The 25,527-nt window shown below is 53.8% G+C and carries 25 protein-coding genes, 1 tRNA gene and 1 pseudogene; 11 read left to right on the top strand and 16 right to left on the bottom strand.

Features of this window, described 5'->3' with window-relative positions; translation table 11 throughout:
* Window positions 1–126 precede the first annotated feature (126 nt).
* From HV345_RS08440 to yejF, 5 genes are all read left to right on the top strand, one after another.
* Window positions 127–1,686 (top strand): cyclic di-GMP phosphodiesterase, encoded by a 1,560-nt coding sequence (locus HV345_RS08440; RefSeq protein WP_016153749.1) that lies wholly within the window; start codon window positions 127–129, stop codon window positions 1,684–1,686.
* 99 nt (window positions 1,687–1,785) lie between these two features.
* Window positions 1,786–3,600 (top strand): extracellular solute-binding protein, encoded by a 1,815-nt coding sequence (locus tag HV345_RS08435; protein WP_047500957.1) that lies wholly within the window; start codon window positions 1,786–1,788, stop codon window positions 3,598–3,600.
* Window positions 3,601–4,695, top strand: a complete 1,095-nt coding sequence (locus HV345_RS08430; RefSeq protein ID WP_016153751.1) for a microcin C ABC transporter permease YejB — start codon at window positions 3,601–3,603, stop codon at window positions 4,693–4,695. It begins immediately after the preceding gene.
* The gene (locus HV345_RS08425) at window positions 4,695–5,720 is read left to right on the top strand and encodes an ABC transporter permease (RefSeq protein WP_053389538.1); all 1,026 of its coding nucleotides are present in this window, start codon (window positions 4,695–4,697) and stop codon (window positions 5,718–5,720) included. Before HV345_RS08430 ends, HV345_RS08425 begins: the two co-directional genes overlap by 1 nt.
* A 1-nt stretch (window position 5,721) precedes the next feature.
* The gene (gene yejF / locus HV345_RS08420) at window positions 5,722–7,311 is read left to right on the top strand and encodes a microcin C ABC transporter ATP-binding protein YejF (RefSeq protein ID WP_065554078.1); all 1,590 of its coding nucleotides are present in this window, start codon (window positions 5,722–5,724) and stop codon (window positions 7,309–7,311) included.
* A 3-nt stretch (window positions 7,312–7,314) separates the two neighbouring features.
* Here yejF and HV345_RS08415 read toward each other — a convergent pair whose 3' ends face one another.
* From HV345_RS08415 to rsuA, 3 genes and pseudogenes are all read right to left on the bottom strand, one after another.
* Complete coding sequence (locus HV345_RS08415; RefSeq protein ID WP_029139605.1) at window positions 7,315–7,659, bottom strand: YejG family protein; 345 nt, start codon at window positions 7,657–7,659, stop codon at window positions 7,315–7,317.
* A gap of 333 nt (window positions 7,660–7,992) precedes the next feature.
* Window positions 7,993–9,183: pseudogene (locus HV345_RS08410) on the bottom strand (Bcr/CflA family multidrug efflux MFS transporter).
* Between the two features lie 15 nt (window positions 9,184–9,198).
* Window positions 9,199–9,906 (bottom strand): 16S rRNA pseudouridine(516) synthase RsuA, encoded by a 708-nt coding sequence (rsuA, locus tag HV345_RS08405; RefSeq protein ID WP_181636487.1) that lies wholly within the window; start codon window positions 9,904–9,906, stop codon window positions 9,199–9,201.
* A gap of 150 nt (window positions 9,907–10,056) precedes the next feature.
* Between rsuA and HV345_RS08400 the strand changes: the two genes are divergently transcribed.
* Together HV345_RS08400 and rplY are read left to right on the top strand one after the other, a co-directional pair.
* Window positions 10,057–11,817: a DEAD/DEAH box helicase gene (locus HV345_RS08400; protein WP_181636486.1), complete on the top strand. Its 1,761-nt coding sequence runs from the start codon at window positions 10,057–10,059 to the stop codon at window positions 11,815–11,817.
* 124 nt (window positions 11,818–11,941) lie between these two features.
* Window positions 11,942–12,226 carry a 50S ribosomal protein L25 gene (rplY, locus tag HV345_RS08395; RefSeq protein WP_016153758.1) on the top strand — a complete coding sequence of 95 codons (285 nt, stop codon included), beginning with the start codon at window positions 11,942–11,944 and terminating at the stop codon, window positions 12,224–12,226.
* 121 nt (window positions 12,227–12,347) lie between these two features.
* Here the strand turns inward: rplY and yejK are convergent, their stop codons facing one another.
* On the bottom strand, window positions 12,348–13,355 hold the full coding sequence (yejK, locus tag HV345_RS08390) for a nucleoid-associated protein YejK (RefSeq protein ID WP_016157002.1): 1,008 nt from the start codon (window positions 13,353–13,355) through the stop codon (window positions 12,348–12,350).
* A gap of 134 nt (window positions 13,356–13,489) precedes the next feature.
* Between yejK and HV345_RS08385 the strand changes: the two genes are divergently transcribed.
* From HV345_RS08385 to narP, 4 genes are all read left to right on the top strand, one after another.
* Window positions 13,490–13,717 (top strand): YejL family protein, encoded by a 228-nt coding sequence (locus HV345_RS08385; RefSeq protein WP_003027506.1) that lies wholly within the window; start codon window positions 13,490–13,492, stop codon window positions 13,715–13,717.
* A gap of 31 nt (window positions 13,718–13,748) precedes the next feature.
* Entirely contained in the window at window positions 13,749–15,509 is a 1,761-nt protein-coding gene (gene yejM / locus HV345_RS08380) for an LPS biosynthesis-modulating metalloenzyme YejM (protein WP_065554077.1), read from the top strand.
* Window positions 15,510–15,583: 74 nt separating this feature from the next.
* A tRNA-Pro gene (locus tag HV345_RS08375) sits at window positions 15,584–15,660 on the top strand.
* A 207-nt stretch (window positions 15,661–15,867) separates the two neighbouring features.
* Window positions 15,868–16,515, top strand: a complete 648-nt coding sequence (narP, locus tag HV345_RS08370; protein WP_016153764.1) for a nitrate/nitrite response regulator protein NarP — start codon at window positions 15,868–15,870, stop codon at window positions 16,513–16,515.
* Window positions 16,516–16,574: 59 nt separating this feature from the next.
* On the opposite strand, the gene HV345_RS08365 is transcribed toward narP, so the two are convergent.
* From HV345_RS08365 to napG, 12 genes are all read right to left on the bottom strand, one after another.
* Entirely contained in the window at window positions 16,575–17,624 is a 1,050-nt protein-coding gene (locus HV345_RS08365; RefSeq protein ID WP_016153765.1) for a cytochrome c-type biogenesis protein CcmH, read from the bottom strand.
* Window positions 17,621–18,178 (bottom strand): thiol:disulfide interchange protein DsbE, encoded by a 558-nt coding sequence (gene dsbE / locus HV345_RS08360; protein ID WP_003834613.1) that lies wholly within the window; start codon window positions 18,176–18,178, stop codon window positions 17,621–17,623. The genes HV345_RS08365 and dsbE overlap by 4 nt, the downstream gene beginning before the upstream one ends.
* On the bottom strand, window positions 18,175–20,130 hold the full coding sequence (locus HV345_RS08355) for a heme lyase CcmF/NrfE family subunit (protein ID WP_016153766.1): 1,956 nt from the start codon (window positions 20,128–20,130) through the stop codon (window positions 18,175–18,177). The genes dsbE and HV345_RS08355 overlap by 4 nt, the downstream gene beginning before the upstream one ends.
* Window positions 20,127–20,606 carry a cytochrome c maturation protein CcmE gene (gene ccmE / locus HV345_RS08350; RefSeq protein ID WP_016153767.1) on the bottom strand — a complete coding sequence of 160 codons (480 nt, stop codon included), beginning with the start codon at window positions 20,604–20,606 and terminating at the stop codon, window positions 20,127–20,129. Before ccmE ends, HV345_RS08355 begins: the two co-directional genes overlap by 4 nt.
* The gene (gene ccmD, locus HV345_RS08345) at window positions 20,603–20,815 is read right to left on the bottom strand and encodes a heme exporter protein CcmD (protein ID WP_016153768.1); all 213 of its coding nucleotides are present in this window, start codon (window positions 20,813–20,815) and stop codon (window positions 20,603–20,605) included. The genes ccmE and ccmD overlap by 4 nt, the downstream gene beginning before the upstream one ends.
* Complete coding sequence (locus HV345_RS08340) at window positions 20,812–21,549, bottom strand: heme ABC transporter permease (protein WP_016153769.1); 738 nt, start codon at window positions 21,547–21,549, stop codon at window positions 20,812–20,814. Before HV345_RS08340 ends, ccmD begins: the two co-directional genes overlap by 4 nt.
* Window positions 21,550–21,625: 76 nt before the next feature.
* Window positions 21,626–22,285 carry a heme exporter protein CcmB gene (ccmB, locus tag HV345_RS08335; RefSeq protein WP_003027542.1) on the bottom strand — a complete coding sequence of 220 codons (660 nt, stop codon included), beginning with the start codon at window positions 22,283–22,285 and terminating at the stop codon, window positions 21,626–21,628.
* Entirely contained in the window at window positions 22,282–22,902 is a 621-nt protein-coding gene (gene ccmA / locus HV345_RS08330; protein ID WP_181636485.1) for a cytochrome c biogenesis heme-transporting ATPase CcmA, read from the bottom strand. The genes ccmB and ccmA overlap by 4 nt, the downstream gene beginning before the upstream one ends.
* A gap of 20 nt (window positions 22,903–22,922) precedes the next feature.
* Complete coding sequence (gene napC / locus HV345_RS08325) at window positions 22,923–23,525, bottom strand: cytochrome c-type protein NapC (RefSeq protein WP_003027548.1); 603 nt, start codon at window positions 23,523–23,525, stop codon at window positions 22,923–22,925.
* 9 nt (window positions 23,526–23,534) lie between these two features.
* Window positions 23,535–23,984 (bottom strand): nitrate reductase cytochrome c-type subunit, encoded by a 450-nt coding sequence (gene napB, locus HV345_RS08320; protein ID WP_016153772.1) that lies wholly within the window; start codon window positions 23,982–23,984, stop codon window positions 23,535–23,537.
* Window positions 23,981–24,844, bottom strand: coding sequence for a quinol dehydrogenase ferredoxin subunit NapH (gene napH / locus HV345_RS08315; protein ID WP_016153773.1), 864 nt, complete (start codon window positions 24,842–24,844; stop codon window positions 23,981–23,983). The genes napB and napH overlap by 4 nt, the downstream gene beginning before the upstream one ends.
* Window positions 24,831–25,526, bottom strand: coding sequence for a ferredoxin-type protein NapG (gene napG / locus HV345_RS08310; RefSeq protein ID WP_016153774.1), 696 nt, complete (start codon window positions 25,524–25,526; stop codon window positions 24,831–24,833). Before napG ends, napH begins: the two co-directional genes overlap by 14 nt.
* Between the last annotated feature and the right edge of the window lies 1 nt (window position 25,527).

Here is a 25,527-nt window from a genome sequence, read left to right as displayed (position 1 = left end):
AAAGCACTGCTTCGGCGGTGCTTTTTTTTTGCTTTGTCTTGTGACTAAGAAAAATCTCACAAGGTGAGTCATTTCAGGTTATATTCATACAGAATAAGCGGTTAACTCAGGTAAACATAAGGAACTATGTTTAAACGCTCCTCTTCATCCAATCAGAAAATCCTGCTTTCCTGTATGTTAACGGGGCTTATCGTCGCGCTCCTGGTGAGTACCCTGCAATTTTTCGTGACCTGGCATAAACGAGACATTAAGTACGACACGCTCCTTTCCGATATCCAGAATTATGTCAGCAGCTACTTCGCCGATCTCAAATCCACCACAGATGACCTTCAGCCACTGGTCGCCAACAGTTGCCAACAAGTCGCTGCTCAACTGACCTCCAGCGCGGCCTTTAGCCTCAACGTTCGCGCATTTTTACTGGTCAAAAACGGCATTGCTTTCTGCTCCTCCGCAACGGGCGCAATGTTCACCCCGATTTTAGATCTGGTCCCAAGCCTCGATATCAGCAGAAATATTGATGTGGAATTACTCCCCGGTACGCCCATGATGCCGAACAAGCCGGCGATAATGATTTGGCACCGGAATCCATCGTTCACTGATAGCGGCGTGTTTACCTCACTGAATATTAATCTGGCCCCTTATCTGCTTTACACCGCCCGACAGGATGATTTTAACGGTATTGCCATAGTCGTCGGTGATAACGCGATTTCAACATTTTCATCACGGATTATTGATGCCTCCGCTCTGCCCCACTCTCACTGGCGGCAGGCGACCGTGGAAGGTATTCCGCTACAGATTCGTTTATATGCCGATGAGTGGACCTATACCGACATCTGGTATTCGATTATGTTGGGATGCATGGCGGGGATTATTGCCGCGCTTCTTCTCTGGTACTACATCTACACCATCCGTTTACGTCCGGGCAAAGATATCCTCAACGCTATCAAACATAACCAGTTTTATGTGGTGTACCAGCCCGTGGTAGAGGTGCAGACACTGGAGGTGAAAGGTGTAGAGGTGTTATTACGCTGGAATCATCCGACAACGGGTGAGATCCCACCGGATGCTTTTATTCACTACGCCGAATCCCAGAAAATGATTGTCCCGCTGACCCAGCATCTCTTTAAGTTGATAGCCCAGGACGCACCGATGCTGCAAAAAGTGTTACCCGCTGGTGCAAAATTGGGGATCAATATCGCGCCAACGCATCTGCACGGCGAGACGTTTAAAGACGACATTCATCACCTGCAGGCCTCGCTTCCCGCAAACCATTTCCAGATGGTGCTGGAAATCACCGAACGGGATATGCTTAATCAACACGAGGCCACAAAGCTTTTTGAATGGCTTCATTCAGCAGGTTTTGAAATTGCCATTGATGATTTTGGCACCGGTCATAGCGCGCTGATTTATCTGGAACGCTTTACCGTTGACTACCTGAAAATCGATCGCGGCTTTATTAACGCCATTGGAACAGAGACCCTGACCTCTCCGGTTCTGGACGCCGTGTTGACACTCTCTAAGCGTCTTAATATGCTGACGGTGGCTGAAGGGGTTGAAACGCCTGAGCAAGCCCGTTGGCTACGCGATCGTGGAGTGCATTTTTTCCAGGGATACTGGATTAGCCGACCATTAAAACTTGCTGATTTCGTGCGTTGGATGGCGCAGCCCAATAAGCCGACGTGGTGATCGCAGTATGCGAATCATATACTCTCACTCGCCGCCACATCCCTTATCTTTCAGGCATGATGCCCGTCGGGTTGTGGCAGGAAAAGGAAATCGCATTTAATGATCCCTCGCGTATTGCTGCTGTTTATCGCCCTCATCGGGTTTAGCGCCGAGGCGCAGTCCATCAAAGAAAGCTATGCTTTTGCCGTACTGGGCGAACCGAAGTACGCGTTTAACTTTAATCACTTTGATTACGTCAACCCTGCGGCCCCCAAAGGCGGGCAAATCACCCTCTCCGCCATCGGCACGTTCGATAACTTCAACCGCTATGCGATGCGCGGTAATCCCGGAGCACGTACCGAAACGCTTTACGATACGCTGTTTACTACCTCTGACGATGAACCTGGCAGCTATTATCCGCTCATCGCCGACAGCGCACGCTATGCTGATGACTATTCCTGGGTAGAAATCGCCATCAATCCGCGAGCGCGTTTTCACGATGGCTCACCCATTACTGCCAGCGATGTCGCATTCACCTTCCACAAATTTATGACTGAAGGCGTGCCGCAATTTCGCCTGGTCTACAAGGGAACAACGGTAAAAGCGATCGCGCCATTAACCGTACGTATTGAATTAGCCAAACCGGGTAAAGAGGACATGCTCAGCCTGTTTTCATTACCCGTGATGCCAGAGAAGTACTGGAAAGATCATAAGCTCAGCGATCCCTTATCATCGCCTCCGCTCGCCAGCGGTCCTTATCGCATCACGAAATGGAAGATGGGTCAGTACATTGTCTATTCGCGCGTCAACGATTATTGGGCCGCTAATCTGCCCGTCAACCGTGGCCGCTGGAACTTTGATACCATCCGCTACGACTACTATCTGGATGACAACGTCGCCTTTGAAGCGTTTAAGGCCGGGGCGTTTGACCTGCGTCTTGAAAACGATGCTAAAAACTGGGCGACACGTTATACCGGTAAAAATTTCGCGAATCATTACATCATCAAAGATGAGCAAAAAAACGAATCCGCCCAGGATACGCGTTGGCTGGCGTTTAATATTCAGCGCCCAGTGTTCAGCGACCGACGGGTGCGAGAAGCCATCACCCTGGCATTTGATTTTGAATGGATGAATAAAGCTCTGTTCTATAACGCCTGGAGTCGGACCAACAGCTATTTTCAGAATACCGAGTATGCCGCTAAAAATTACCCCGATGCGGATGAATTGGTGATACTTGCGCCCTTGAAAAAAGATCTCCCTCCTGAGGTCTTCAGCCAAATTTATCAGCCGCCGAAATCAAAAGGCGATGGCTACGATCGTGACAACCTGTTGAAAGCCGATGCCTTACTGGAGCAGGCCGGATGGGTACTTAAGGGACAGCAGCGCGTAAACAGCGCCAACGGTAAACCCCTGAGCTTTGAACTGTTGCTCCCGGCGGGCAGTAACAGTCAGTGGGTGCTGCCGTTCCAGCACAACCTGCAGCGCTTAGGCATTACAATGAACATCCGCCAGGTTGATAACTCACAAATCACAAACCGGCTGCGCAGTCGTGACTATGACATGATGCCGAGATTGTATCGCGCAATGCCGTGGCCAAGTTCGGACCTGCAAATTCTCTGGGCCTCTGAATATATTGACTCCAGCTATAACGCCCCGGGCGTGCAAAGCCCGGTGATTGATAAACTGATCAACCAAATCATCGCGGCGCAGGGTGATAAAGCCAAACTAATCCCACTCGGTCGGGCACTGGACAGGGTATTAACCTGGAACTACTACATGTTGCCGATGTGGTTTATGGCAGAGGATCGCATCGCCTGGTGGGATAAGTTTTCGCATCCAGCTATTCGCCCCATTTATACCATTGGTCTCGACAACTGGTGGTACGACGTTAACAAAGCGGCGAAACTGCCAGCAGCCAGACGGCAGGGAGAATAAATGGGCGCTTATCTAATTCGACGTCTGCTACTGGTGATCCCAACGCTTTGGGCCATCATCACCATCAACTTTTTTATCGTGCAGATTGCCCCCGGTGGTCCGGTTGAGCAGGCCGTCGCCGCTATTGAGTTCGGACAAAGCGGGGCATTACCCGGCGCGGGTAGTGAAGGCATTCGCGCCAGCCACGCGCAAACCGGCGTCGGCAATATCAGCGACAGTAATTACCGAGGTGGCCGTGGTCTTGACCCGGAAGTGATCGCCGAAATCACTCGCCGTTACGGGTTCGATAAGCCCATTCATGAGCGTTATTTCAAAATGCTCTGGGACTATATTCGTTTCGATTTCGGCGACAGCCTGTTTCGTAGCGCCTCAGTGCTGACGCTTATCAAAGACAGCCTGCCTGTTTCCGTCACGCTGGGGCTATGGAGTACGCTCATTATCTATCTGGTGTCGATACCGCTTGGGATCCGCAAAGCCGTTCACAACGGCAGCCGATTTGATGTCTGGAGCAGCGCATTTATTATTATTGGCTATGCCATACCGGCCTTTTTGTTTGCGATTTTACTGATCGTCTTTTTTGCCGGGGGCAGCTATTACGACCTGTTCCCGCTTCGCGGACTGGTTTCCGCCAATTTTGATTCCCTGCCCTGGTATCAGAAAGTGACCGACTACCTTTGGCATATTACCCTGCCAGTGCTGGCGACGGTGGTTGGGGGGTTTGCCGCGCTAACCATGCTGACCAAAAACTCATTTCTGGATGAGGTACGCAAACAGTATGTCGTCACCGCGCGCGCCAAAGGGGTCAGCGAGAAAAACATTCTGTGGAAACATGTGTTTCGCAATGCCATGTTGCTGGTAATCGCTGGCTTCCCGGCAACGTTTATCAGCATGTTTTTTACCGGTTCGCTGCTGATTGAAGTGATGTTTTCGCTTAACGGTCTGGGACTACTGGGTTATGAATCCACCGTATCACGTGACTACCCGGTAATGTTTGGCACGCTCTATATCTTCACCCTGATCGGTCTGCTGCTGAATATCCTCAGCGACATCAGCTACACGCTGGTCGATCCCCGTATTGATTTTGAGGGACGCTAATGTCGCGATTAAGCCCCGTCAATCAGGCCCGCTGGGCGCGTTTTCGCCATAACCGTCGCGGCTATTGGTCGCTGTGGATTTTTCTACTGCTCTTTGGCCTTAGCCTGTGTTCAGAACTGATTGCCAATGATAAGCCGCTACTGGTGCGCTACGACAATAGCTGGTATTTCCCCCTGTTCAAAAACTACAGTGAAAGCGACTTCGGCGGACCATTGGCAACCCAGGCTGATTATCAGGATCCGTGGTTACAGCAGCGCCTGGAAAACCGAGGCTGGATCCTGTGGGCGCCGATACGCTTTGGAGCCACCAGCATTAACTTTGCCACTGATAAGCCCTTCCCTTCCCCGCCTTCTGCACAAAACTGGCTGGGAACGGACGCCAACGGTGGTGATGTGCTGGCACGGATCCTCTACGGCACACGTATTTCTGTCCTGTTCGGATTAATGCTAACCCTGTGCTCCAGCGTGATGGGGATCATGGCTGGCGCAATCCAGGGCTATTATGGCGGCAAGGTGGATCTGTGGGGGCAACGATTCATTGAGGTTTGGTCAGGTATGCCAACGCTGTTTTTGATCATACTGCTGTCGAGCGTGGTCCAGCCAAACTTCTGGTGGCTACTGGGCATTACCGTGCTGTTTGGCTGGATGAGCCTGGTTGGCGTGGTACGCGCGGAATTTTTACGTACCCGAAACTTTGATTACATTCGTGCCGCTCAGGCGCTCGGCGTGAGCGATCGCAGTATTATTCTGCGCCATATGCTGCCCAATGCGATGGTCGCCGCCCTGACCTTTTTACCGTTTATATTATGCGCCTCGATCACCACTCTGACCTCGCTGGATTTTCTTGGCTTCGGCTTACCGCTTGGCTCGCCATCGCTGGGAGAACTCCTGTTACAGGGTAAAAACAACCTGCAGGCACCGTGGCTTGGCATCACCGCGTTCATCTCCGTTGCCCTACTATTATCGCTACTGATATTTATTGGTGAAGCGGTACGCGACGCGTTCGATCCCAACAAGGCGATTTAAGATGACACAACCGCTGTTAGCTATTGAAAATTTATCGGTAGGTTTTCGCCAACAGGAGACCGTGCGCACCGTGGTCAATACCCTCTCAATGAGGGTTGAAGCCGGGCAAACTCTGGCGCTGGTGGGCGAGTCCGGTTCGGGTAAAAGCGTGACCGCACTTTCTATTCTACGGTTATTACCGACCCCTCCCGCAGTCTACCTTTCCGGCGACATCCGTTTTCATGGTGAATCATTGCTTCATGCCGATGAGCAGACGCTTCGCGGCGTTCGCGGGAATAAAATCGCCATGATTTTCCAGGAACCAATGGTGTCGCTAAACCCGCTTCACAACCTGGAAAAACAGCTGTATGAAGTGCTGTCGCTGCATCGGGGAATGCGTCGGGAGGCCGCGCGGGCAGAAATACTGACCTGTCTGGATCGGGTCGGCATCCGTCAGGCGGCCAAACGTCTCGCAGACTATCCGCACCAACTGTCCGGCGGTGAACGCCAGCGCGTGATGATCGCCATGGCGCTGCTTACGCGACCGGAGCTGCTTATTGCCGATGAACCGACCACCGCGCTGGATGTCTCCGTACAGGCGCAAATCCTGCAGTTGCTGCGGGAGCTACAGCGCGAACTGAACATGGGATTACTGTTTATCACCCACAACCTCAGCATTGTGAAAAAACTGGCCGATACCGTTGCGGTGATGCAAAACGGCCAGTGCGTTGAGCAAAATCGAGCAGCACAGCTGCTCACTGCGCCAACGCATCCCTACACGCAGAAATTGTTAAACAGCGAACCTTCCGGCGATCCGGTGCCTGTACCTGCCGGGCAAGCGCCATTGCTGGAAGTGGAAAAACTCTGCGTTGCCTTCCCCATCCGTAAAGGTATCCTGAAGCGCGTGGTGGACCATAACGTTGTGGTTAACAACGTCAGTTTTTCCCTCCGACCCGGTGAAACGCTGGGGCTGGTCGGGGAGTCAGGATCGGGGAAAAGCACTACCGGGCTGGCGCTACTGAGGTTAATCACCTCACAGGGAAGCATTGTGTTCGATGGCCTGGCGCTGCATACCTTAAATCGCCGCCAGCTGTTACCGGTACGTCACCGCATTCAGGTCGTTTTTCAGGATCCCAACTCCTCGCTGAACCCGCGCCTGAGCGTGCTACAGATTATTGAGGAGGGACTGCGCGTTCATCAGCCAACCCTGTCAGCCGAGCAGCGCGAAGCGCAGGTGAAAGCGGTAATGGCGGAAGTGGGACTGGATAGCGAAACGCGGCATCGTTACCCGGCGGAGTTTTCAGGCGGTCAACGTCAACGCATAGCCATTGCCAGAGCCTTGATTCTCAAGCCTTCCCTGATCATTCTGGATGAACCAACATCGTCGCTCGACAGAACCGTACAGGCGCAAATCCTGACGTTATTAAAGTCTTTACAGGAAAAGCATCGCCTGGCTTATATCTTTATCAGCCATGATTTGCACGTAGTACGCGCGTTATGCCATCAGGTTATTGTGCTAAGGCAGGGAGAGGTCGTGGAGCAAGGACAATGCGAGCACGTATTTAACGCGCCACAGCAGGCATATACGCGTCAGCTGCTCGCGCTAAGCTGACGCTCAAAACGGATTGTTATTTGAAAACGGCTCTGCGATGGCTACGCCGAAATTTTTCAGTCTGCAGGTCGCGGCAAATTCATCCTGGCGATTAACAAACAGGCACGGCTCTCCTTCGCATTCCAACACGGAACAAGGTACCTCAATGTCGCTGAGGGCCTGGCTGAGTTTATGCATGACTGACCACGCGCTGTCACCATCAGGGCTAAGCAATTTGAGCGCCACCAGGCTGTTCTCATTGCTCTGACCGTTTTGCGGAATCGGTTCAACCTTTGAACCTGCGAAACCCACCGACCAACGATAGCACTGTGGCAGACGATGAACGATTGAGAGTTGTAATGTCATCACTTTCTTTCCCTGGAAGTACAATCACTTCACAATTATTTTACATCAATATTAACACATCATTGACAATACGTCTTTAAACAGTTCGTAAACGTTTACACCCTGACTTTATGCTGCTTTCCGAACCAAATATTTAAATTTATTCAACGGTTCTGGCATATTTCCGCGCTATATGTACTCGTTTCTGCGATCTAACTCAACCTTTTTAACTACAATGATGTGACTTTTTACATAAATTGATTTTACATAAAATAAACATAAGCGGGGAAATTGATAGATTTTCGGTTGATGTACATCAACTCTGGAGGCCCTATCGCCCCCAGGTTGTGTAATAGATCACCGTTTTTTGGCGCGGCTGGCGTAGAGATAGAAGAGAATTGAGCAGGTAGCGCAAAACGCTATCGACCAGATCATCGGCCAGGCCGAGTTAAAGGTCGCCAGTGACAGCAGCGCCCCAACGATGGCGCCAATGCCAAAACGGAACGTCCCTGCCAGCGATGACGCCGTTCCCGCCATATGTGGAAATTCATCCAGAATGACCGCCATGGCGTTGGATGACACCATCGACACGCAGCCAACAAACGCCGCAACGCCCACCACCAGCGCCCAGAAACCAACCCCGAACAGCGCGCTAAAGACCATCCAGCCCGCCATCACGAACTGGATCCACAGGCCAGCACGGAACATATTCAATGCCCCAACCCGACGAACAAAGCGGCTGTTGATGATGGTCATCACGAACAGGAAAACAATGTTCAGCGCGAAGTAATAGCCGAAATGCTGCGGTGAAACGTGGTTAATCTCAATGTAAACAAAAGGTCCGGCGCTCAGGAACGAGAACATCCCGGCAAAACTAAACCCACTGGCCAGCATATAGCTCAGTACACGCTTGTGGCGAAACAGCGAGGCAAAGTTGCCGAGAGTAGTACGCAAGCGAAACGGCTGGCGGCGCTCAACCGGCAAGGTCTCTTTGATCAGCGTAAAGATCATCACCGACGCCAGAATAGCCGCCACGGCGAGGATCCAAAAGATGTAGTGCCAGCTCAGCTATACCAATACCCAGCCGCCCACGATGGGTGCCAGTAAGGGTGCAATTGTCGTGACCAGCATGACAAAGGACATCATGCGCGAAAACTCTTCCTTCGGATAGATATCGCGCATCAGGGCGTTGATAACCACGCTCGCCGCTGCCGCAGCCAGACCATGGAAGAAACGCATCACGATCAGTTGATCGATAGTTTGTGCCAGCGCACAGGCAACTGCCGCCGCCGCAAACACCAGCGTCCCGCCCAGAATCACCGGCTTGCGCCCAATGCTGTCAGCCATTGGACCATAGAGTAACTGCCCCACCGCGAACCCAAGAATATAGGTACTGAGGGTCATCTGCGCGCTACCTGCAGGCACACCAAACTGTTCAGAGATAACAGGTAGTGCCGGAAGATACATATCAATCGACAACGGCATCAGCATGGCTAACAAGCCAAGGATAAAGACAATGGCAATTGACGAGTTCTGCCGGGTGGTCACATTTAGCTCCTGAAATTAACGCGGGGTTAAGTTAACGCTGGCGATTTCTTCTTCGGTCAATGGACGGTATTCACCCGGCTCCAGATCCTCATCAAGCTTGATGTCACCAATCCGTTCACGGTGCAGTTCCACAACGTGGTTACCGACGGCGGCAAACATACGTTTAACCTGATGATAGCGCCCTTCGCTGATGGTCAATCGCACCTGAGTTGGCGTAATAACCTCCAGCACGGCCGGTTTGGTCAGGTCTTTCTCATTATGCAGTTGTACGCCATGGGCAAACTGTTCGGCGGTGTCATCTGCCACCGGCGACTCCAGCGTTACCAGATAGGTTTTCTCACAATGGTGACGTGGCGAAGTGATGCGATGCGACCACTGTCCGTCATCGGTCATCAGCACCAGTCCGGTGGTGTCGATATCCAGACGCCCTGCCGCATGCAGTTTGTAGGCAACCGGCTCATCAAGGAAATAGAGCACTGTCGGGTGATCCGGGTCATCCGTTGAGCAAACATAACCCTGAGGTTTATTCAGCATAAAATAGCGCGGACCATTTTGTTGAATCAGGGAATTACCGTCATATTCTACGTCGTGTTCTGGCTGCAGCTTAAAGGCACTGTTTTTGACGATTTCACCGTCGACGGTAACGCGGTTAGCACGGATCTCACGCCCGGCAATAGCGCGGCTGACGCCGAGTTGCTGAGCGATAAATTTATCAAGTCGCATGAGTGTGATTTTTGCCTGTAAAAAACAAGAAGCGGGATTGCGCCCGAAAAGTGGGACGATTATCCGCCCAGTATAGCGGCGTTACACCATCCCTCAAGGGAAATGATTCATGGCATACTATACATTGTTGCTGCTTACCTTAATGAGCCCATGATTTTTACTCTTCGCCCGTACCAAAAAGAAGCCGTGGATGCCACGCTCAACCATTTCCGCCACCATCGCACGCCAGCGGTTATCGTCCTGCCAACCGGTGCGGGAAAAAGCCTGGTGATTGCTGAACTGGCCCGCGTGGCGCGTGGTCGCGTGCTGATACTGGCGCACGTTAAAGAACTGGTCGCGCAAAACCATGCCAAATATCGCGCGCTGGGGCTGGAAGCCGATATTTTTGCCGCAGGACTGAAGCGTAAAGAGAGCCACGGGAAAGTGGTATTTGGCAGCGTACAGTCGGTGGCGCGTAATCTTGACGCCTTTCAGGGAGAGTTCTCGCTGCTTATCGTCGATGAATGTCACCGTATTGGTGATGATGACGAGAGTCAATATCAGCAAATCCTCACTCACCTGACCAAAGTAAATCCCCACTTACGCCTGCTCGGGCTTACTGCCACTCCTTTTCGTTTGGGCAAAGGCTGGATTTATCACTTTCATTATCGCGGTATGGTGCGCGGCGATGAAAAAGCGCTGTTTCGTGACTGCATTTATGAATTACCGTTGCGTTACATGATTAAACACGGCTACCTGACGCCGCCAGAACGCCTCGACATGCCGGTAGTGCAGTATGACTTCAGCCGCCTGCAGGCGCAGAGTAACGGCCTGTTTAGCGAAACGGATCTGAATCAGGAACTGAAAAAGCAGCAGCGAATAACGCCGCATATCATCAGCCAGATTGTCGAGTTTGCCCAGACGCGCAAAGGGGTGATGATTTTCGCCGCCACAGTGGAGCACGCCAAAGAAATTCTGGGCCTGCTGCCTGCTGACGATGCCGCGCTAATCACCGGAGACACGCCTGGCGCTGAGCGTGATGTGCTGATTGAAGAGTTCAAAGCCCAGCGCTTTCGCTATCTGGTGAATGTGTCGGTCCTGACCACTGGCTTCGATGCCCCGCACGTCGACCTTATCGCCATTCTGCGCCCGACGGAGTCAGTTAGCCTTTACCAACAAATTGTCGGTCGCGGCCTGCGCCTGGCGCCGGGTAAAACCGACTGTCTGATCCTCGATTATGCCGGTAACCCGCACGATCTTTACGCGCCGGAAGTGGGGGCGCCGAAAGGGAAAAGCGATAACGTTCCGGTGCAGGTGTTCTGTCCCGCCTGCGGGTTTGCAAACACCTTCTGGGGCAAAACAACGGCAGACGGCACGCTGATTGAACACTTTGGCCGCCGCTGTCAGGGGTGGTTTGAAGATGATGACGGCCATCGCGAACAGTGCGATTTTCGTTTTCGTTTTAAAAACTGCCCACAATGCAACGCGGAAAATGATATCGCCGCCCGCCGTTGTCGGGAGTGCGACACGGTGCTGGTTGACCCGGATGACATGCTGAAAGCCGCGCTCAGGCTCAAAGATGCGCTGGTCCTGCGCTGTAGCGGCATGGTGTTACAAAACGGCCAGGATGAAAAAGGTGAATGGCTAAAAATCACCTATTACGATGAAGATGGTGCCGACGTTAGCGAACGCTTTCGCCTGCATACTCCCGCGCAACGTACGGCTTTCGAGCAACTGTTTATTCGCCCGCACACCCGAACGCCCGGCATTCCCTTACGCTGGATAACCGCCGCCGATATCCTCGCCCAGCAGGCGCTGTTACGTCATCCTGATTTCGTGGTGGCGCGCATGAAAGGTCAGTACTGGCAGGTTCGTGAAAAGGTCTTCGATTATGAAGGACGCTATCGTCGGGCACATGAATTACGCGGTTAATCGTACTTTTGATTGATGTACCAGCCGTTTAAGTATAGAATCTCGCCCGCTTTTGCATACGCAAAGCAGATCACTTACCTGTTGCTGGGTCGCCTGTAGCAGGAATTATTAAAGAGAGATTTAAATGTTTACTATCAACGCTGAAGTACGTAAAGAGCAGGGTAAGGGTGCGAGCCGCCGCCTGCGTGCCGCTAACAAGTTCCCGGCAATCATCTATGGTGGCGCAGAAGCCCCGGTTGCTATCGAACTGGATCACGATGCAGTTATGAACATGCAAGCTAAAGCTGAATTCTACAGCGAAGTTCTGACCATCGTTGTTGACGGTAAAGAAGTTAAAGTTAAAGCTCAGGCTGTACAGCGTCACCCGTTCAAGCCGAAGCTGGCACACATCGACTTCGTTCGCGCGTAATCGCTTACAAGTTGAAAGAAAAACCCCGCCTCGGCGGGGTTTTTTTATGGGATTTTGTTGGCGGTAAAGATGAATCACGCAAGCCGGATAAGGCGTTAACGCCCCCATCCGGCAAACGGCTTTATTTCCCGCCCGAGGTACGACGCTGTAGCTGATCGCGCAGGTTCGGCGGCGTACCTTTGATGGTCAAAGTATCTGTGGCTGGATCCCAGAAAATACGCTCACCCAGTAACATGGCGTCGAAGTTGATGGTTAACCCGCCGCCGCTTCCGGCAAATTTGGTTAACTGGCGCAGCGTGCTGCGATCTGCCGGGAAGCTCTCTTCCAGTTCGTAGCCTTTATCAGCGGTAAATTCGCTGAAGCTGACTTCACTGACGCCGGAAAGCTCTTTGGACAGCGACTCCAACTCGATCTCTTCACCGGCCTGCAGTTGCTCGTTACAGTAGCTGTACACCTGCTGACGCACGTTCTGGCGTTCAGCTTTATCGAGTTGCGCCTCTGCAGTAAAGTCATCGACCGCCTGCAACAGGCCGCGGTTTTGCGCTTTGGCGTTAAGCCCCTCGCTGGCACCCAGGAAGTCCATAAAGAAATCGGCGACTTTGCGCCCTACCCGCCCTTTCAGGAACGTCAGATAGCGCGTGGACTCCGGGTTGGTTTCCCACTCGGTTAAATCAATACGCGCCACGATATCCGCATGATTGATATCCAGATAGTGCGTCGGGTTGATATCCAGATTTTCATTGACGCGCATACTGCTTAAATTGTTCAGCACGGCGACCAGCAGATACTCTACCGCCAGATAGCGGTAATGGCAGAACAGGACAATGCCGCCATCAGCAAAAGGATATTTCGCCAGTTCGTCTCGCAAGCGCCCAGTCGCTGCACGACTAAAGGCCAGAAAATCCTCTTCGCCCTGACGCTGTAAACGCAGCGTTTGCGCCAGTTCACTCTCTGCGCTAAACAGGCCATAAGCTTTATTCTTGGCGCTGTACACCCGATGCAACTCAGCCATCATATCGACAACGGTCGCTGTCGGTTCCAGTAATGAATCGCGCAAGACCAGCTCAAGGTTCTGCTCGTCACGTTTGATAAGCTGGTGCAGGGCAATCTGGTTGATATCCAGACTCATGATAAACTCTCCTTTTAGACCGGGCGGTATTCAACCACCTGCCGGGCAGTGACGCAATAGAAGATAAAAAAGCAGAAAAAAAACTGTCTGTACGGTAATATGTTGCCCTTTCATGAACAGACTGATTTCGATTTATGCCACAAATTTCCCGCTATAGTGACGAACACGTTGAACAACTGCTGAATGAGATGCTCAACGTACTGGAAAAACATAAGGCGCCGACCGACCTTTCCCTGATGGTACTGGGAAATATGGTGACTAACCTTATCAATACAAGCATCGCACCGGCCCAGCGCCAGGCGATTGCCAACTCTTTTGCCCGCGCATTGCAGTCTTCGGTAAACGACGACCAAGCGCATTAAGAGCCTGCTCCGGGGAAACGAACAACAGTTTATGGTAACTCATCGTCAACGCTACCGTGAGAAAGTCTCCCAGATGGTTAGCTGGGGGCACTGGTTTGCCTTGTTCAACATTCTGTTGGCCATGGTGCTCGGTAGCCGTTACCTGTTTGTCGCCGACTGGCCGACAACCCTTGCAGGTCGTGTTTATTCCTACCTGAGCGTTGTCGGGCATTTTAGCTTTCTGGTGTTCGCCACCTATCTGCTGATCCTGTTTCCCCTGACGTTTATCGTCATGTCCCAGAGGCTGATGCGATTCTTATCAGCTATTCTGGCGACGGCTGGCATGACGCTGTTGCTAATCGACAGCGAAGTTTTCACCCGCTTCCACCTGCATCTCAATCCGATCGTCTGGGAACTGGTCATCAACCCAGACCAGAATGAAGCGGCGCGTGACTGGCAGCTGATGTTTATCAGCGTACCTGTTATTCTGTTAATTGAAATGCTGTTTGCGACCTGGAGTTGGCAAAAGCTGCGCAGCCTGACGCGTCGTCGCCATTTTGCCAAACCGTTAGCAGCATTCTTCTTCGTTTCCTTTATCGCCTCGCACGTGGTGTATATCTGGGCGGATGCCAATTTCTATCGCCCGATTACCATGCAGCGTGCGAATCTGCCGCTCTCCTACCCGATGACGGCACGTAAATTCCTGGAAAAACATGGCCTGCTGGATGCGCAAGAGTATCAGCGACGCCTGATCGAACAGGGCAATCCGGAAGCGGTTTCCGTGCAGTACCCGCTCAGCGAACTGCGCTATCGCGATATGGGCACCGGTCAGAACGTGCTGCTGATTACCGTCGACGGTCTGAACTACTCACGCTTTGAAAAACAGATGCCTGCACTGGCTGAATTCGCCGGGCAGAATATCTCGTTTACGCGTCACATGAGCTCAGGCAACACCACGGATAACGGCATCTTTGGCCTGTTCTATGGTGTTTCGCCAAGCTACATGGACGGCATTTTGTCGACCCGTACGCCTGCGGCGCTGATTACAGCACTGAACCAGCAGGGTTACCAGTTAGGGCTATTCTCCTCGGATGGCTTTACCAGCCCGCTGTATCGCCAGGCGCTGCTGTCAGACTTCTCCATGCCAAGCGTACAAACGCAATCTGACGAACAAACCGCAAGCCAGTGGATTAACTGGCTGGGACGCTACGCGCAGGAAGATAACCGCTGGTTCTCGTGGGTCTCCTTTAACGGGACGAACCTTGATAACAGCAACCAGAAGAACTTTGCCAAACGCTATGCCAGCGCCGCTCAGGATGTGGATGCCAATATTAACCGTGTTCTTAGTGCCCTGCGCGACTCCGGTAAACTGAACAACACAGTGGTGATTATTACCGCGGGTCGGGGCGTGCCGCTGACTCAGGAAGAGAACAATTTTGCCTGGTCGCGTGGCCATCTGCAGGTTCCGCTGGTTATTCACTGGCCGGGAACGCCTGCCCAACGCATCAATAGCCTGACCGATCATACAGACCTGATGACAACGCTCATGCAGCGCCTGCTGCACGTCAGCACGCCTGCTAACGAATACTCGCAGGGGCAGGATCTGTTCAATGCAAACCGCCGCCATTACTGGGTTACCGCCGCCGACGGCAGCACGATGGCCGTTACCACGCCAGAGATGACGCTGGTGCTGAACAACAACGGTAATTATCAGACCTATGATTTACGCGGCGAAAAAATAAAAGATCAGAAACCGCAGCTAAGCCTGCTGCTACAGGTTCTGACGGATGAGAAACGATTTATTGCTAACTGATTAATTATAAATCACTTAGCGATGCTTCCCCTTGCATTCGCAGCGGAAAGCAGTAGTATTAGCAGCCATAGCGTCGGCACGTAGCGCAGCCTGGTAGCGCACCGTCATGGGGTGTCGGGGGTCGGAGGTTCAAATCCTCTCGTGCCGACCAAAAATCCCAGAAAAACCAACCTTCATGGTTGGTTTTTTTATGCCCGCGATTCCACGTTCCTTATTATTACCCCGGCCTTTAGCACAGGTTTTACTACTTACCCATGCACAAATTGGGGTAAAATTTACCCTCTCATCAGCGCGATGAAACTAGACGAGTGATGCGCTGAAAACAATAATGATACTAATAAAAACTCAGGAGAATAGTATGCCTGAAGCAACGCCTTTTCGGGTGCTGATTGTCGACGACCACCCACTAATGCGGCGAGGAATTAGTCAATTATTGCAACTGGATCCCGCATTTAACGTAGTCGCGGAAGCAGGCGACGGTGCCAGCGCTATCGATCTGGCTAACCGTCTGGACCTGGATGTGATCCTGCTGGATCTCAATATGAAAGGCATGAGCGGACTGGACACCCTGAATGCGCTGCGCCGGGATGGCGTCACCGCGCAAATTATTATTCTTACCGTCTCGGATGCAGCCAGCGATGTGTACGCCTTAATTGATGCCGGCGCGGATGGTTATTTACTCAAAGACAGCGATCCTGAAGTCTTGCTGGAGGCCATTCGCAGCGGCGCCAAAGGCGGTAAAGCTTTTAGCACACGCGTCAGCGAATATCTGCGCGAACGCGACCTGTTCGGCGCACAAGAAGATCCCTTCAGCATTCTCACCGAACGTGAACTGGATGTATTGCATGAACTGGCTCAGGGGCTGTCGAACAAACAGATTGCGTCAGTGCTGAATATTTCCGAACAGACCGTGAAAGTGCATATTCGCAACCTGCTGCGCAAACTCAATGTGCGCTCTCGCGTTGCTGCCACTATCCTGTTTTTACAAACGCGTGGAATGCAGTAATCCATGAAGAGGCCGGATAGCCCCGATATGCGAAGCGCTATCGGGGCTATTCTGGATACTTATTTCTCCTGCGGCGTTAGCTGCTCCATTGCCTGCTTAATGCTTCGTTCTATTACCGCCCGACGGGTATCGTTGGCAGGTAATAGTTTCAGCATCATCTCCCACGCCGCAACCGCCTCGCCGAAGCGCTGCTGTTCAAAGGCGTTGAAAGCGTACATGCTGAGAACCCGCACATTGGCATGTTCGCCACGCACCAGTTGGCGTAACAGCTCCCCTCCCCGACGGTTATCATCAGGATCGGAAGAACGGGTCAGCGCTTCCGCATAGCCCAGCGCCGCATCGCTGTTTTTAGGATCCAGTCGATAGGCATTGGCATAGGCTTCAGTGGCCGTACTGGCGTTACCGAGAACCATGCCAATGCGTCCAAGCATGATCCAGCCTTCAACATTTGCGGGATCGGCTTGTAAACGCGTGCGCAGCCCCAGCGCCAGACGCGCCATATCTTCTTCATTGAGCGGCTCCGCTTTCGGATCCAACGCCCGCTCCAGCAGCGCCGGAGCCTGAGCGGTGGCCTGCTGCCAGACCTGAACCTGCTTATAGCTGCCGGTTTGGTAATAGCTTACTGCGCCAACCACCAGCGCCACCACGATACCAGGCACAAACAACCCGAATCCACCGCGCTTGCCATTCGGAATAACATCGTCAGGAAACGCTTCCTGTTTCACACGGACGCGTCGGCGAGTACGGGCGAAAATAATCCAGCCCCCCAGACCAATCGCTACCACCGGCATCACCCACAGCAGCACGGTAAGCGGCGTTAACGGCGGATCGTACGTGACGAAGTTGCCGTAGCGCGCCACCATGTAATCGACAATTTCTTTCTGGCTTTTTCCTTCCTGCATCAGTTCGTACACTTTCTGACGCAGGTCGGTGGCAATCATCGAGTTAGAATCGGCAATGCTGTTGTTCTGGCATTTAGGACAACGCAGTTGTTCAGTAAGCTGGCGGAACTGCTGCTCCTGCGCTTCGTCCTTAAACTGCATCACGTCGATAGTCGCAAGCGCGGATCCCGAGATAACCAGCATTAGCAGGCCCAGTAAAAATCTCATTGCGCAGCCTCCTTACTGTACTTGTCCCATAACGGTTTGATCTCGCTCTCCCACACCCGGGCGTTCAGATCGCCGGCATGGCGATAGCGAATAATGCCTTTGCCGTCGATCAGGAACGTCTCCGGAGCACCGTACACGCCAAGATCCAGACCGAGCATACCGTCGCCGTCAAACAGACTTAATGAGTAAGGATTACCCAGCTCTTTCAGCCAGACAATGGCTTTCTGACGATCATCTTTATAGTTCAGACCCACTACCCGCACGCCTTGCGCAGACAGCTGATTCAGATACTGATGCTCGGCGCGACAGGTCGGGCACCAGGTCGCCCAGACGTTCAGCAATACCGGTTTGCCCTGCGTCAGCACATCGGCCTGATAGTGCTGACCCGGATTTTCCAGTGACTCCAGGCGGAATGTCGGAACAGGTTTGCCGATCAGCGCCGATTCCAGATTAGTGGGATCGTCGCCCTGAGCGTTACGCGCGAGCTGCCACAACAGCGCCGCCGCAATGATGAGAAAAATAATAAACGGAATTAACAGTGCGTTGCGCTTCATACAGCCTCCGACGCATTTTTTTGCACCGCGGCGCGAGGTCGCGTCCGCTGGCGATAGCGTGGATCAAACAGGCAGAACAACCCGCCCAGCGCCATCAGCAATCCTCCGGCCCAAATCCAGCGAATAAACGGTTTGTAGTACAGGCGTACAGCCCATGCGCCATTATCCAGTTCTTCACCCAGCGCAGCGTACAGATCGCGCGTGAATCCTCCGTCAATTGCCGCTTCGGTCATCATCGAACTGGTGCTGTTATAGAAGCGTTTTTCCGCATGCAGCGTGGCTTCCGGCTTACCGTCTCGAGTAACGCCAATAATGGCAACGCCGCCACGGTAGTTTGGCCCGGTAATATCTTTCACTTCGCGGAAAGTGAACTGATAGTTATGGATACTAACGCTATCACCCGCTTTCATGCGCACATCGCGTTCAACGCTGTAGTTCTGGCTAAAGGCAATACCAACAATGGTAATTGCCAGCCCGACGTGACCCGATACCATGCCCCAATAGCTTGGCGTCAGCTTTGTCCCACGGGAAATACGCAGGAACGCTTCGGACATCGCCAGTACGAATATCCAGCACGCCATCGCCAGCCCCACCACTGTCATGGCGGCAATGCGATCCTCTAGCAGCCACGGCAGCAGCAGCGACAGAACAAGGGTGGTGACAAACGCGATAAGCAATAACGTTTTCAGTTTACGCGGTCGGTCACGGCCCCAGCGCACTAATGGCCCAATCCCCAACAACAGTGCGAACGGCGCCATCAGCCAGGTGAACATGGTGTTGAAAAACGGCTCGCCAATCGAAATGCTGCCCAGTCCCAGCTGTTTGTGCACCAGCGGCAGCAGCGTGCCCAGTAGCACCACCAGCATGGCGGCAATCAGCAGGACGTTATTCCCCAGCAGCAGCGATTCACGCGACCACAGCGCGTTGTTCACCCGTGAGCGAACCTTGTGACCGCGCACCGCAAACAGCAGCAGGGAGCCGCCAATTACCAGCACCATAAAGGCCAGAATAAACATTCCGCGCGACGGATCGGAGGCGAAAGCATGCACCGACACCAGTACGCCGGAGCGCACCAGGAAAGTACCTAACAGACAAAGTGAGAATGCGCAGATTGACAGCAGCAGCGTCCAGGCTTTAAAGCTGGCGCGCTGCTCGGTTACCGACAACGAGTGCATCAGCGCCGTTCCCACCAGCCATGGCATAAACGAGGCGTTTTCAACCGGATCCCAGAACCACCAGCCGCCCCAGCCCAGCTCGTAATAGGCCCAGGCCGAACCGAGCACAATGCCCAGCGTCAGAAACACCCACGCCGCCAGCGTCCACGGACGCGAAAAACGGGCGAATGTGCTGTCCAGTCGTCCGCTCATCAGCGCAGCAATCGCAAACGCAAAGGCAACCGAGAAGCCGACATACCCCATGTACAGCAGCGGCGGATGGAATATCAGCCCCGGATCCTGCAACAGCGGGTTCAGGTCACGTCCTTCAATCGGGAAGTTCGGCAACGTGCGGGCAAACGGGTTGGAGGTAAACAGAATAAACAGCAGGAAACCGACGCTGACCATTCCCATGACCGCAAGCACGCGGGCGACGATATCCAGCGGCATGCGCTGGCTGAACGCCGCAACGGCGAACGTCCAGCCGCTCATCAGCAGCACCCACAGCAGCAACGAGCCTTCATGCGCCCCCCACGTCGCCGCCACCCGATACCAGACCGGAAGCTGGGTATTGGAGTTGCTGGCGACGTAGGTCACGGTAAAGTCATTAACCACGAAGGCGTTGACCAGAATCAGGAACGCCCCCATCACACAGATAAACAGTACCCAGGCAAAGGGACGCGCGGAGGCCATCATCCGCACGTCGCCGCGCGCTACGCCCCACAGCGGATAGACCGACAGCAGTAATGCAACGCCAAGCGCAAGGCACAACAGCGCATTGCCAATTTCAGGCATCATGACGTTTTATCCTTATAAACACTTTCCGGGCGACGGTGGTTTTCCTGCATCGCTTTTTCGACTTCCGGCGGGGTGTAATTTTCATCATGTTTAGCAAGCACTTCTTTGGCCTGCACATGATTTCCCCCGTCCAGTTCGCCCTGAACGACGACGCCCTGCCCTTCGCGGAACAGATCCGGCAGAATGCCTTCATAGGTGACATCCACCACACCTTCGGCGTCATAGATGCTGAAATTCACCTTCAGCGACTGCGGATCGCGCTTTACGCTGCCAGGCATAACCATACCGCCCACGCGCAGGCGCTGGCCGACTTCAGGCATTTGCTGCGTTTCGCGCTTACCGTAGAGTATCTCTCCCGGCGTATAGAACAGATCGATATTGGAACGCAGCGCGTAGAGCACCAGCGAAATGGTCAAAGCCAGACCTGCCAGGACCGCGCAGGCTATCCATAACCGATTTTTACGTCGAATATTCACGCCGCCTCCCGTTGCACTTGCGCCGCACGCATGCGCGCTTCTCTCGCCCGCTGCTGCGCGACACCGCGTAAGATTGCACGATGCTGTAACGCAGAATGCAGCACCAGCGCCACCAGCGGGACAATGCTCATCGCCACAGCCAGCCAGACATACAAGGCGTAACCGCCCATCGCGAAAAAATCACTCCATGATGCAAATGCAGGGGTCATTGGCGGCCTCTTTTTAAGATCAGTTCGCTCACCCACGGGCGGCGTTTTTCCATCATCAAAATCAGGTTACGCATGCGCATCAGCGCCAGCGTGACAAACAGTAACAGGTAGCCGACGATCGCCAGACGCAGCGGCGCGCGCATTGCCGGATCGATACTCTGCTGCATACGAGTCGACCCCTGATGCAGCGTATTCCACCACTCGACCGAGTAGTGAATAATCGGCAAGTTGACCACGCCAATCAGCACCAGAATGCCGGCAGCGCGACCAGCCAGACGGCGGTCGTCAAAGGCATGCCACAGCGCAATGGCGCCGACGTAGAGAAACAGCAATACCAGTTCAGAGGTGAGTCGGGCATCCCAGACCCACCAGGTGCCCCACATCGGTTTGCCCCATGCAGAGCCCGTCACCAGCGCAATAAAGGTAAACACGGCACCAATGGGCGCCATCGCGGCCAGCGCCAGATTGGCCATTTTCATCTGCCAGACCAGGCCAATAAACGCGGCAACGGCCATCGATGCATAAATACCCATCGACCAGATTGCTGCCGGAACGTGCAGATAAATAATGCGATAGCTCTGCCCCTGCTGATAATCCGCAGGCGCGAAGCCAAAGCCCCAGATCAATCCGGTTATCAGTACCACCGCGCTGGCAATCGCCAGCCACGGGATAAACCAGCCACAGATCTGATAGAGCCGAGGAGGCATCGCCAATTGATGAAGTGTTTTCCACATAGTTCAGTCACCAGACTCCGTAAATTAATATCCGTTGTGCCGGAGCGCCTTGCCCGGCCTGCATATCTCAACTGCGCTACTGCACGCTGATCCGTAACGCCGCAGCTGTGGCAAACGGGCTTAGCGTGGCGCTGCCGACCAGCAACGCGCCCAGAATCGCCATGTACCCTTCAACCGGTAAGTGCATGGAAGCCGCATCCATCGCCGCGGTCGCAAAAATCAGTAAGGGTATGGTGAGCGGGAGTACCAGCACGCTTAACAGCACGCCGCCGCGCTTTAAGCCCACCGTCAACCCCACGCCCGGCGCGCCGAGGAAGCCCAATGTCGGCGTCCCGAGTAACAAGGTCAGCGCCATAATTTTCCAGCCGTACATATCCATGCCCAGCAGCAACGCCACCAGCGGCGAGAGGATCAGCAGCGGCAGGCCGGTCACGACCCAGTGCGCCATCACTTTCGCCAGCACCACTGCCGGCAGCGGCAACGGCAGCAGCATCAGTTGCTCAAGGCTGCCGTCCTGCAGATCATCACGAAACAGGCGCTCCAGCGCCAGCAACGACGCCAGCAACGCCGCAACCCAGATGATGCCCGGCGCAATACGCGCCAGCAGTTGCGGCTCCGGCCCAATGCTCAGCGGGAACAGCGTAATAACAATCAGGAAGAACCATAAAGGATTGGCGATTTCCGCACTATGACGAAACGCAACTCGTAGTTCTAAACGGAAGATTCGCCACATCATTGCGTTGCCCTCTCGCTGGTCAGCGCAATACGTCGCACTTTATCGGTCTCGACATTGAGCGGTTGGTGGGTGGTGAGAATAACAATACCGCCCTGCTCCGTATGCTGTGCCATACGCTGAGTCAGTCGCTCAACGCCGTTCACATCAATGGCGGTAAAGGGTTCGTCGAGGATCCACAGCCGGGCGCGGGTCAGCCACAAACGGGCCAGCGCCACGCGCCGCTGTTGTCCGGCGGAGAGTTGATTCACCGGGATGTCTTCATATCCGGCAAGCCCCGCCTGCACCAGCGCAGCCAGACACTGTGCGACGTCGCCGTCATGGTGGAAGAAACGCAGGTTTTCCAACGCCGAAAGCCGGGTTTTTATCCCCGGCTGATGTCCGATCCACAGCAGTTGTTGATGGTAGCTGTCCCGCACGTGATGCAGCGGTTGCTCTTGCCAGCAAACCTCCCCTGCGTCGGGACCCGCCAGCCCGGTAAGTAACCGCAGCAAAGTGGTTTTCCCTGCGCCGTTGCTGCCGGTAATTTGTACCCATTCCCCTGCGTTGACGCGAAATGACAAATCGCTGAACAGTATTCTGTCATCCCGCTCGCAAAGTAATTCTCTGGCTTCAAGCATACCTGGTTATCTACATCCTGTTAAAATCCCGGTTTGACTTCGCGCATATCAGGCAGTTTGTGCGCTATCCCTTTATGACAGTCAATACAGGTTTGCCCGTCTTTCACGGCCTGGTCGTGCATTTTGGCCGCAACGCCTTTCTGGGCGGTTAAATCCATAAACTCGAAGTTGTGACAGTTTCGACACTCTTGCGAATTGTTATCTTTCATACGCCGCCACTCATTTTGCGCCATCGTTAAACGATGGTCTTCAAATTTCTGCGGTGTATCTATCAACCCCAGTGCTTTCGCGTACAGCTCTTTACTGGCCTTGATCTTACGAATCATTTTCGGACCCCACTCATGTGGGACGTGACAATCAGGGCAAGTCGCTCGCACACCACTACGGTTGTTGTAGTGTACGGTTTCCATGTATTCCTGGTACACCGTATTGCGCATTTCGTGACAGCTAATGCAGAACTCTTCTGTATTGGCCTTTTCCATACCGGTATTAAAGCCGCCCCAGAAAATAATGCCGCCCACAAAGCCGATTAACAACAGCGTGCCGAGCGCCAGACGGCTGGGGCGACGCCACCATTGCCAGACGCGCTTAATCCAGCCTGGTTTACGGTTAGAATTTTCCATAATGACCTCTTATTTCCCGTAACCTTTCGAGGGGGTGAAGGTATTTTCAACAATTGGCGCGGCGTCAGCCTGCGGAACGTGACATTGCAGGCAGAAATAACGACGCGGCGCGACTTCAGCCAATACCTTACCGTCGCTGTCCATAAAGTGCGTCGGACTGATGCGCGGCGCACCGGTGGTGCGATAGCTTTCCACACCGTGACATTGCAGGCAGCGGTTAGTGTTAGTCGTCACCTGATACCCTTCAACGCTGTGCGGAACCATCGGCGGCTGATTCACATAGTTCAGCGGCATACGCACTTGCTCTTTCGGCATGCGAATCGCCCCTTCTTGTGTCCCTGAGACTTCCGGTGACTGGCTCAGATCCACTCCGTTTGCAGCCCAAACGGCCCCACTGACTACCAGGGCCAGCGCAGCCGTCCATTGACTCAGCGCTTTAATCAGGTCATGGCTTTTCATGATTTCGCTCCCGAACTCCATCGTGTTGTTATTGTAAAAACATCCTCAGAACAGACATCCACACAGCGACCGCAGGCCATGCAATCGCGGCTGGTTACCTGCACCGGACTTTGCTCATCCAGCACCGGCGCACGTAGCACATGCGGTTCCGGGCAAACATGAAAACAATCCATACAGCGGTTACATCTGTTACGTTCTTTTGCCGAAACGGTTAATGCACCTTTACTCCCCACCACGCTATACAGCGCACCCAGTGGGCAAAGATGCCCGCACCAGCCATGCTCAACGACCAGTAGATCAAATAAAAACAGCGCGAGGATCAGCAGCGCCCCGCTGCCAAATCCCATGACCAGGCTCCGTCCGAGCAGAGAGACTGGATTTATCCACTCCCACAGCAGCGTACCGGTCACGGCGGAACCGACCAGGATAACCACCAGCAGGACGTACCGTATATGGCGCGGCAGGGTTGCAGACTGATTCAGGTCAAACCTTCTGCGCAACCAGCTGGCTAAATCGGTGACAGGGTTCATGGGACAAACCCAACTGCAAAACAGTCGCTTACCCGCCAGGGCATACAGCACCGTGATGATGACCGCCCCCGTTAACGCAACCGTCGCCGGCAGGTGTCCGCTGGCCAGGCTTTGCAGGGTAATCAGCGGATCGGTGAACGGGATGGAGTCCAGCAACAGGCTGCTACTGTAATTGCCATGCAGGATCCAGACGCCAAGCCACGGGCCGCTAAGGAACATCGCCAGTATCAGAAACTGGCTCAGACGACGCAGCACCAGCCAGCGATGACTCTTCCACCATCCTTTTTTTGCCTGCGCTTCACGCCCGGCGTCACGTTTACGATTTGCCATTGTTCCCCTCCAGCCAACCGAAGCGGTAATGGTGTCCTAACTCCCCTTTCGCCAGCGACAGGGGCAGCACTTTTATTGCTGGCTGCTCCAGGACGCACACTTTTTCGCATTTCCCGCAGCCGGTACAGGCGTCGCTGTGTACGGTCGGAATAAACCGCGCATGCTTGCCGGTACGCATGTTGCGGTCCAGCTCCAGGGTGATAGCCTCATCGATTTTCGGGCATTCGCGATAGCAAACGTCGCAGCGTAATCCCTGATAGTTGAGGCAGTTTTCGTGATCCAGCAGTACCGCCAGCCCCATGCGTGAATCGTCAATAGATTCAATGTCCCTGTCCAACGCACCGCTGGGGCAAACTTTGGCGCACGGAATGTCTTCACACATTTCGCAGGGAATATCACGCGCGACAAAATACGGCGTACCAGCAGCCAGCCCTGAGGCAAGCGTCGCCAGCTTCAGCGTGTCATACGGGCAGGCCTGAACGCACTGACCACAGCGCACGCAGGCACTGGCGAATGCCTCCTCGCTCAGTGCGCCTGGCGGGCGCAGCCGCACGCCGGTTGCACGTGCGGTTTGCTGTTGCAACCCCAGCGCCACGCCAACGACGGCCAGTCCGCCCGCTGCGCGAACCATATCGCGCAGAAAGCGGCGGCGGCCATTTTGGGGTTTTGCTGACCGGGACATA

The sequence above is a fragment of the Citrobacter sp. RHBSTW-00986 genome (assembly GCF_013783065.1).
GTDB lineage: Bacteria > Pseudomonadota > Gammaproteobacteria > Enterobacterales > Enterobacteriaceae > Citrobacter > Citrobacter braakii.
This window is presented reverse-complemented; position numbering and strand designations above follow the sequence as displayed.

Bases quoted from the DNA above. Each gene is read 5' to 3' on its own strand.
- HV345_RS08365 (WP_016153765.1), bottom strand. From the start codon at position 17,624: ATGAGATTTTTACTGGGCCTGCTAATGCTGGTTATCTCGGGATCCGCG.
- yejF (WP_065554078.1), top strand. From the start codon at position 5,722: ATGACACAACCGCTGTTAGCTATTGAAAATTTATCGGTAGGTTTTCGC.
- HV345_RS08385 (WP_003027506.1), top strand. From the start codon at position 13,490: ATGCCACAAATTTCCCGCTATAGTGACGAACACGTTGAACAACTGCTG.
- napC (WP_003027548.1), bottom strand. From the start codon at position 23,525: ATGGAAAATTCTAACCGTAAACCAGGCTGGATTAAGCGCGTCTGGCAA.
- yejM (WP_065554077.1), top strand. From the start codon at position 13,749: ATGGTAACTCATCGTCAACGCTACCGTGAGAAAGTCTCCCAGATGGTT.
- napG (WP_016153774.1), bottom strand. From the start codon at position 25,526: ATGTCCCGGTCAGCAAAACCCCAAAATGGCCGCCGCCGCTTTCTGCGC.
- HV345_RS08340 (WP_016153769.1), bottom strand. From the start codon at position 21,549: ATGTGGAAAACACTTCATCAATTGGCGATGCCTCCTCGGCTCTATCAG.
- HV345_RS08400 (WP_181636486.1), top strand. From the start codon at position 10,057: ATGATTTTTACTCTTCGCCCGTACCAAAAAGAAGCCGTGGATGCCACG.
- yejK (WP_016157002.1), bottom strand. From the start codon at position 13,355: ATGAGTCTGGATATCAACCAGATTGCCCTGCACCAGCTTATCAAACGT.
- HV345_RS08355 (WP_016153766.1), bottom strand. From the start codon at position 20,130: ATGATGCCTGAAATTGGCAATGCGCTGTTGTGCCTTGCGCTTGGCGTT.
- HV345_RS08430 (WP_016153751.1), top strand. From the start codon at position 3,601: ATGGGCGCTTATCTAATTCGACGTCTGCTACTGGTGATCCCAACGCTT.
- ccmA (WP_181636485.1), bottom strand. From the start codon at position 22,902: ATGCTTGAAGCCAGAGAATTACTTTGCGAGCGGGATGACAGAATACTG.
- rplY (WP_016153758.1), top strand. From the start codon at position 11,942: ATGTTTACTATCAACGCTGAAGTACGTAAAGAGCAGGGTAAGGGTGCG.
- HV345_RS08425 (WP_053389538.1), top strand. From the start codon at position 4,695: ATGTCGCGATTAAGCCCCGTCAATCAGGCCCGCTGGGCGCGTTTTCGC.
- napB (WP_016153772.1), bottom strand. From the start codon at position 23,984: ATGAAAAGCCATGACCTGATTAAAGCGCTGAGTCAATGGACGGCTGCG.
- narP (WP_016153764.1), top strand. From the start codon at position 15,868: ATGCCTGAAGCAACGCCTTTTCGGGTGCTGATTGTCGACGACCACCCA.
- rsuA (WP_181636487.1), bottom strand. From the start codon at position 9,906: ATGCGACTTGATAAATTTATCGCTCAGCAACTCGGCGTCAGCCGCGCT.
- napH (WP_016153773.1), bottom strand. From the start codon at position 24,844: ATGGCAAATCGTAAACGTGACGCCGGGCGTGAAGCGCAGGCAAAAAAA.
- ccmD (WP_016153768.1), bottom strand. From the start codon at position 20,815: ATGACCCCTGCATTTGCATCATGGAGTGATTTTTTCGCGATGGGCGGT.
- ccmB (WP_003027542.1), bottom strand. From the start codon at position 22,285: ATGATGTGGCGAATCTTCCGTTTAGAACTACGAGTTGCGTTTCGTCAT.
- HV345_RS08435 (WP_047500957.1), top strand. From the start codon at position 1,786: ATGATCCCTCGCGTATTGCTGCTGTTTATCGCCCTCATCGGGTTTAGC.
- HV345_RS08440 (WP_016153749.1), top strand. From the start codon at position 127: ATGTTTAAACGCTCCTCTTCATCCAATCAGAAAATCCTGCTTTCCTGT.
- dsbE (WP_003834613.1), bottom strand. From the start codon at position 18,178: ATGAAGCGCAACGCACTGTTAATTCCGTTTATTATTTTTCTCATCATT.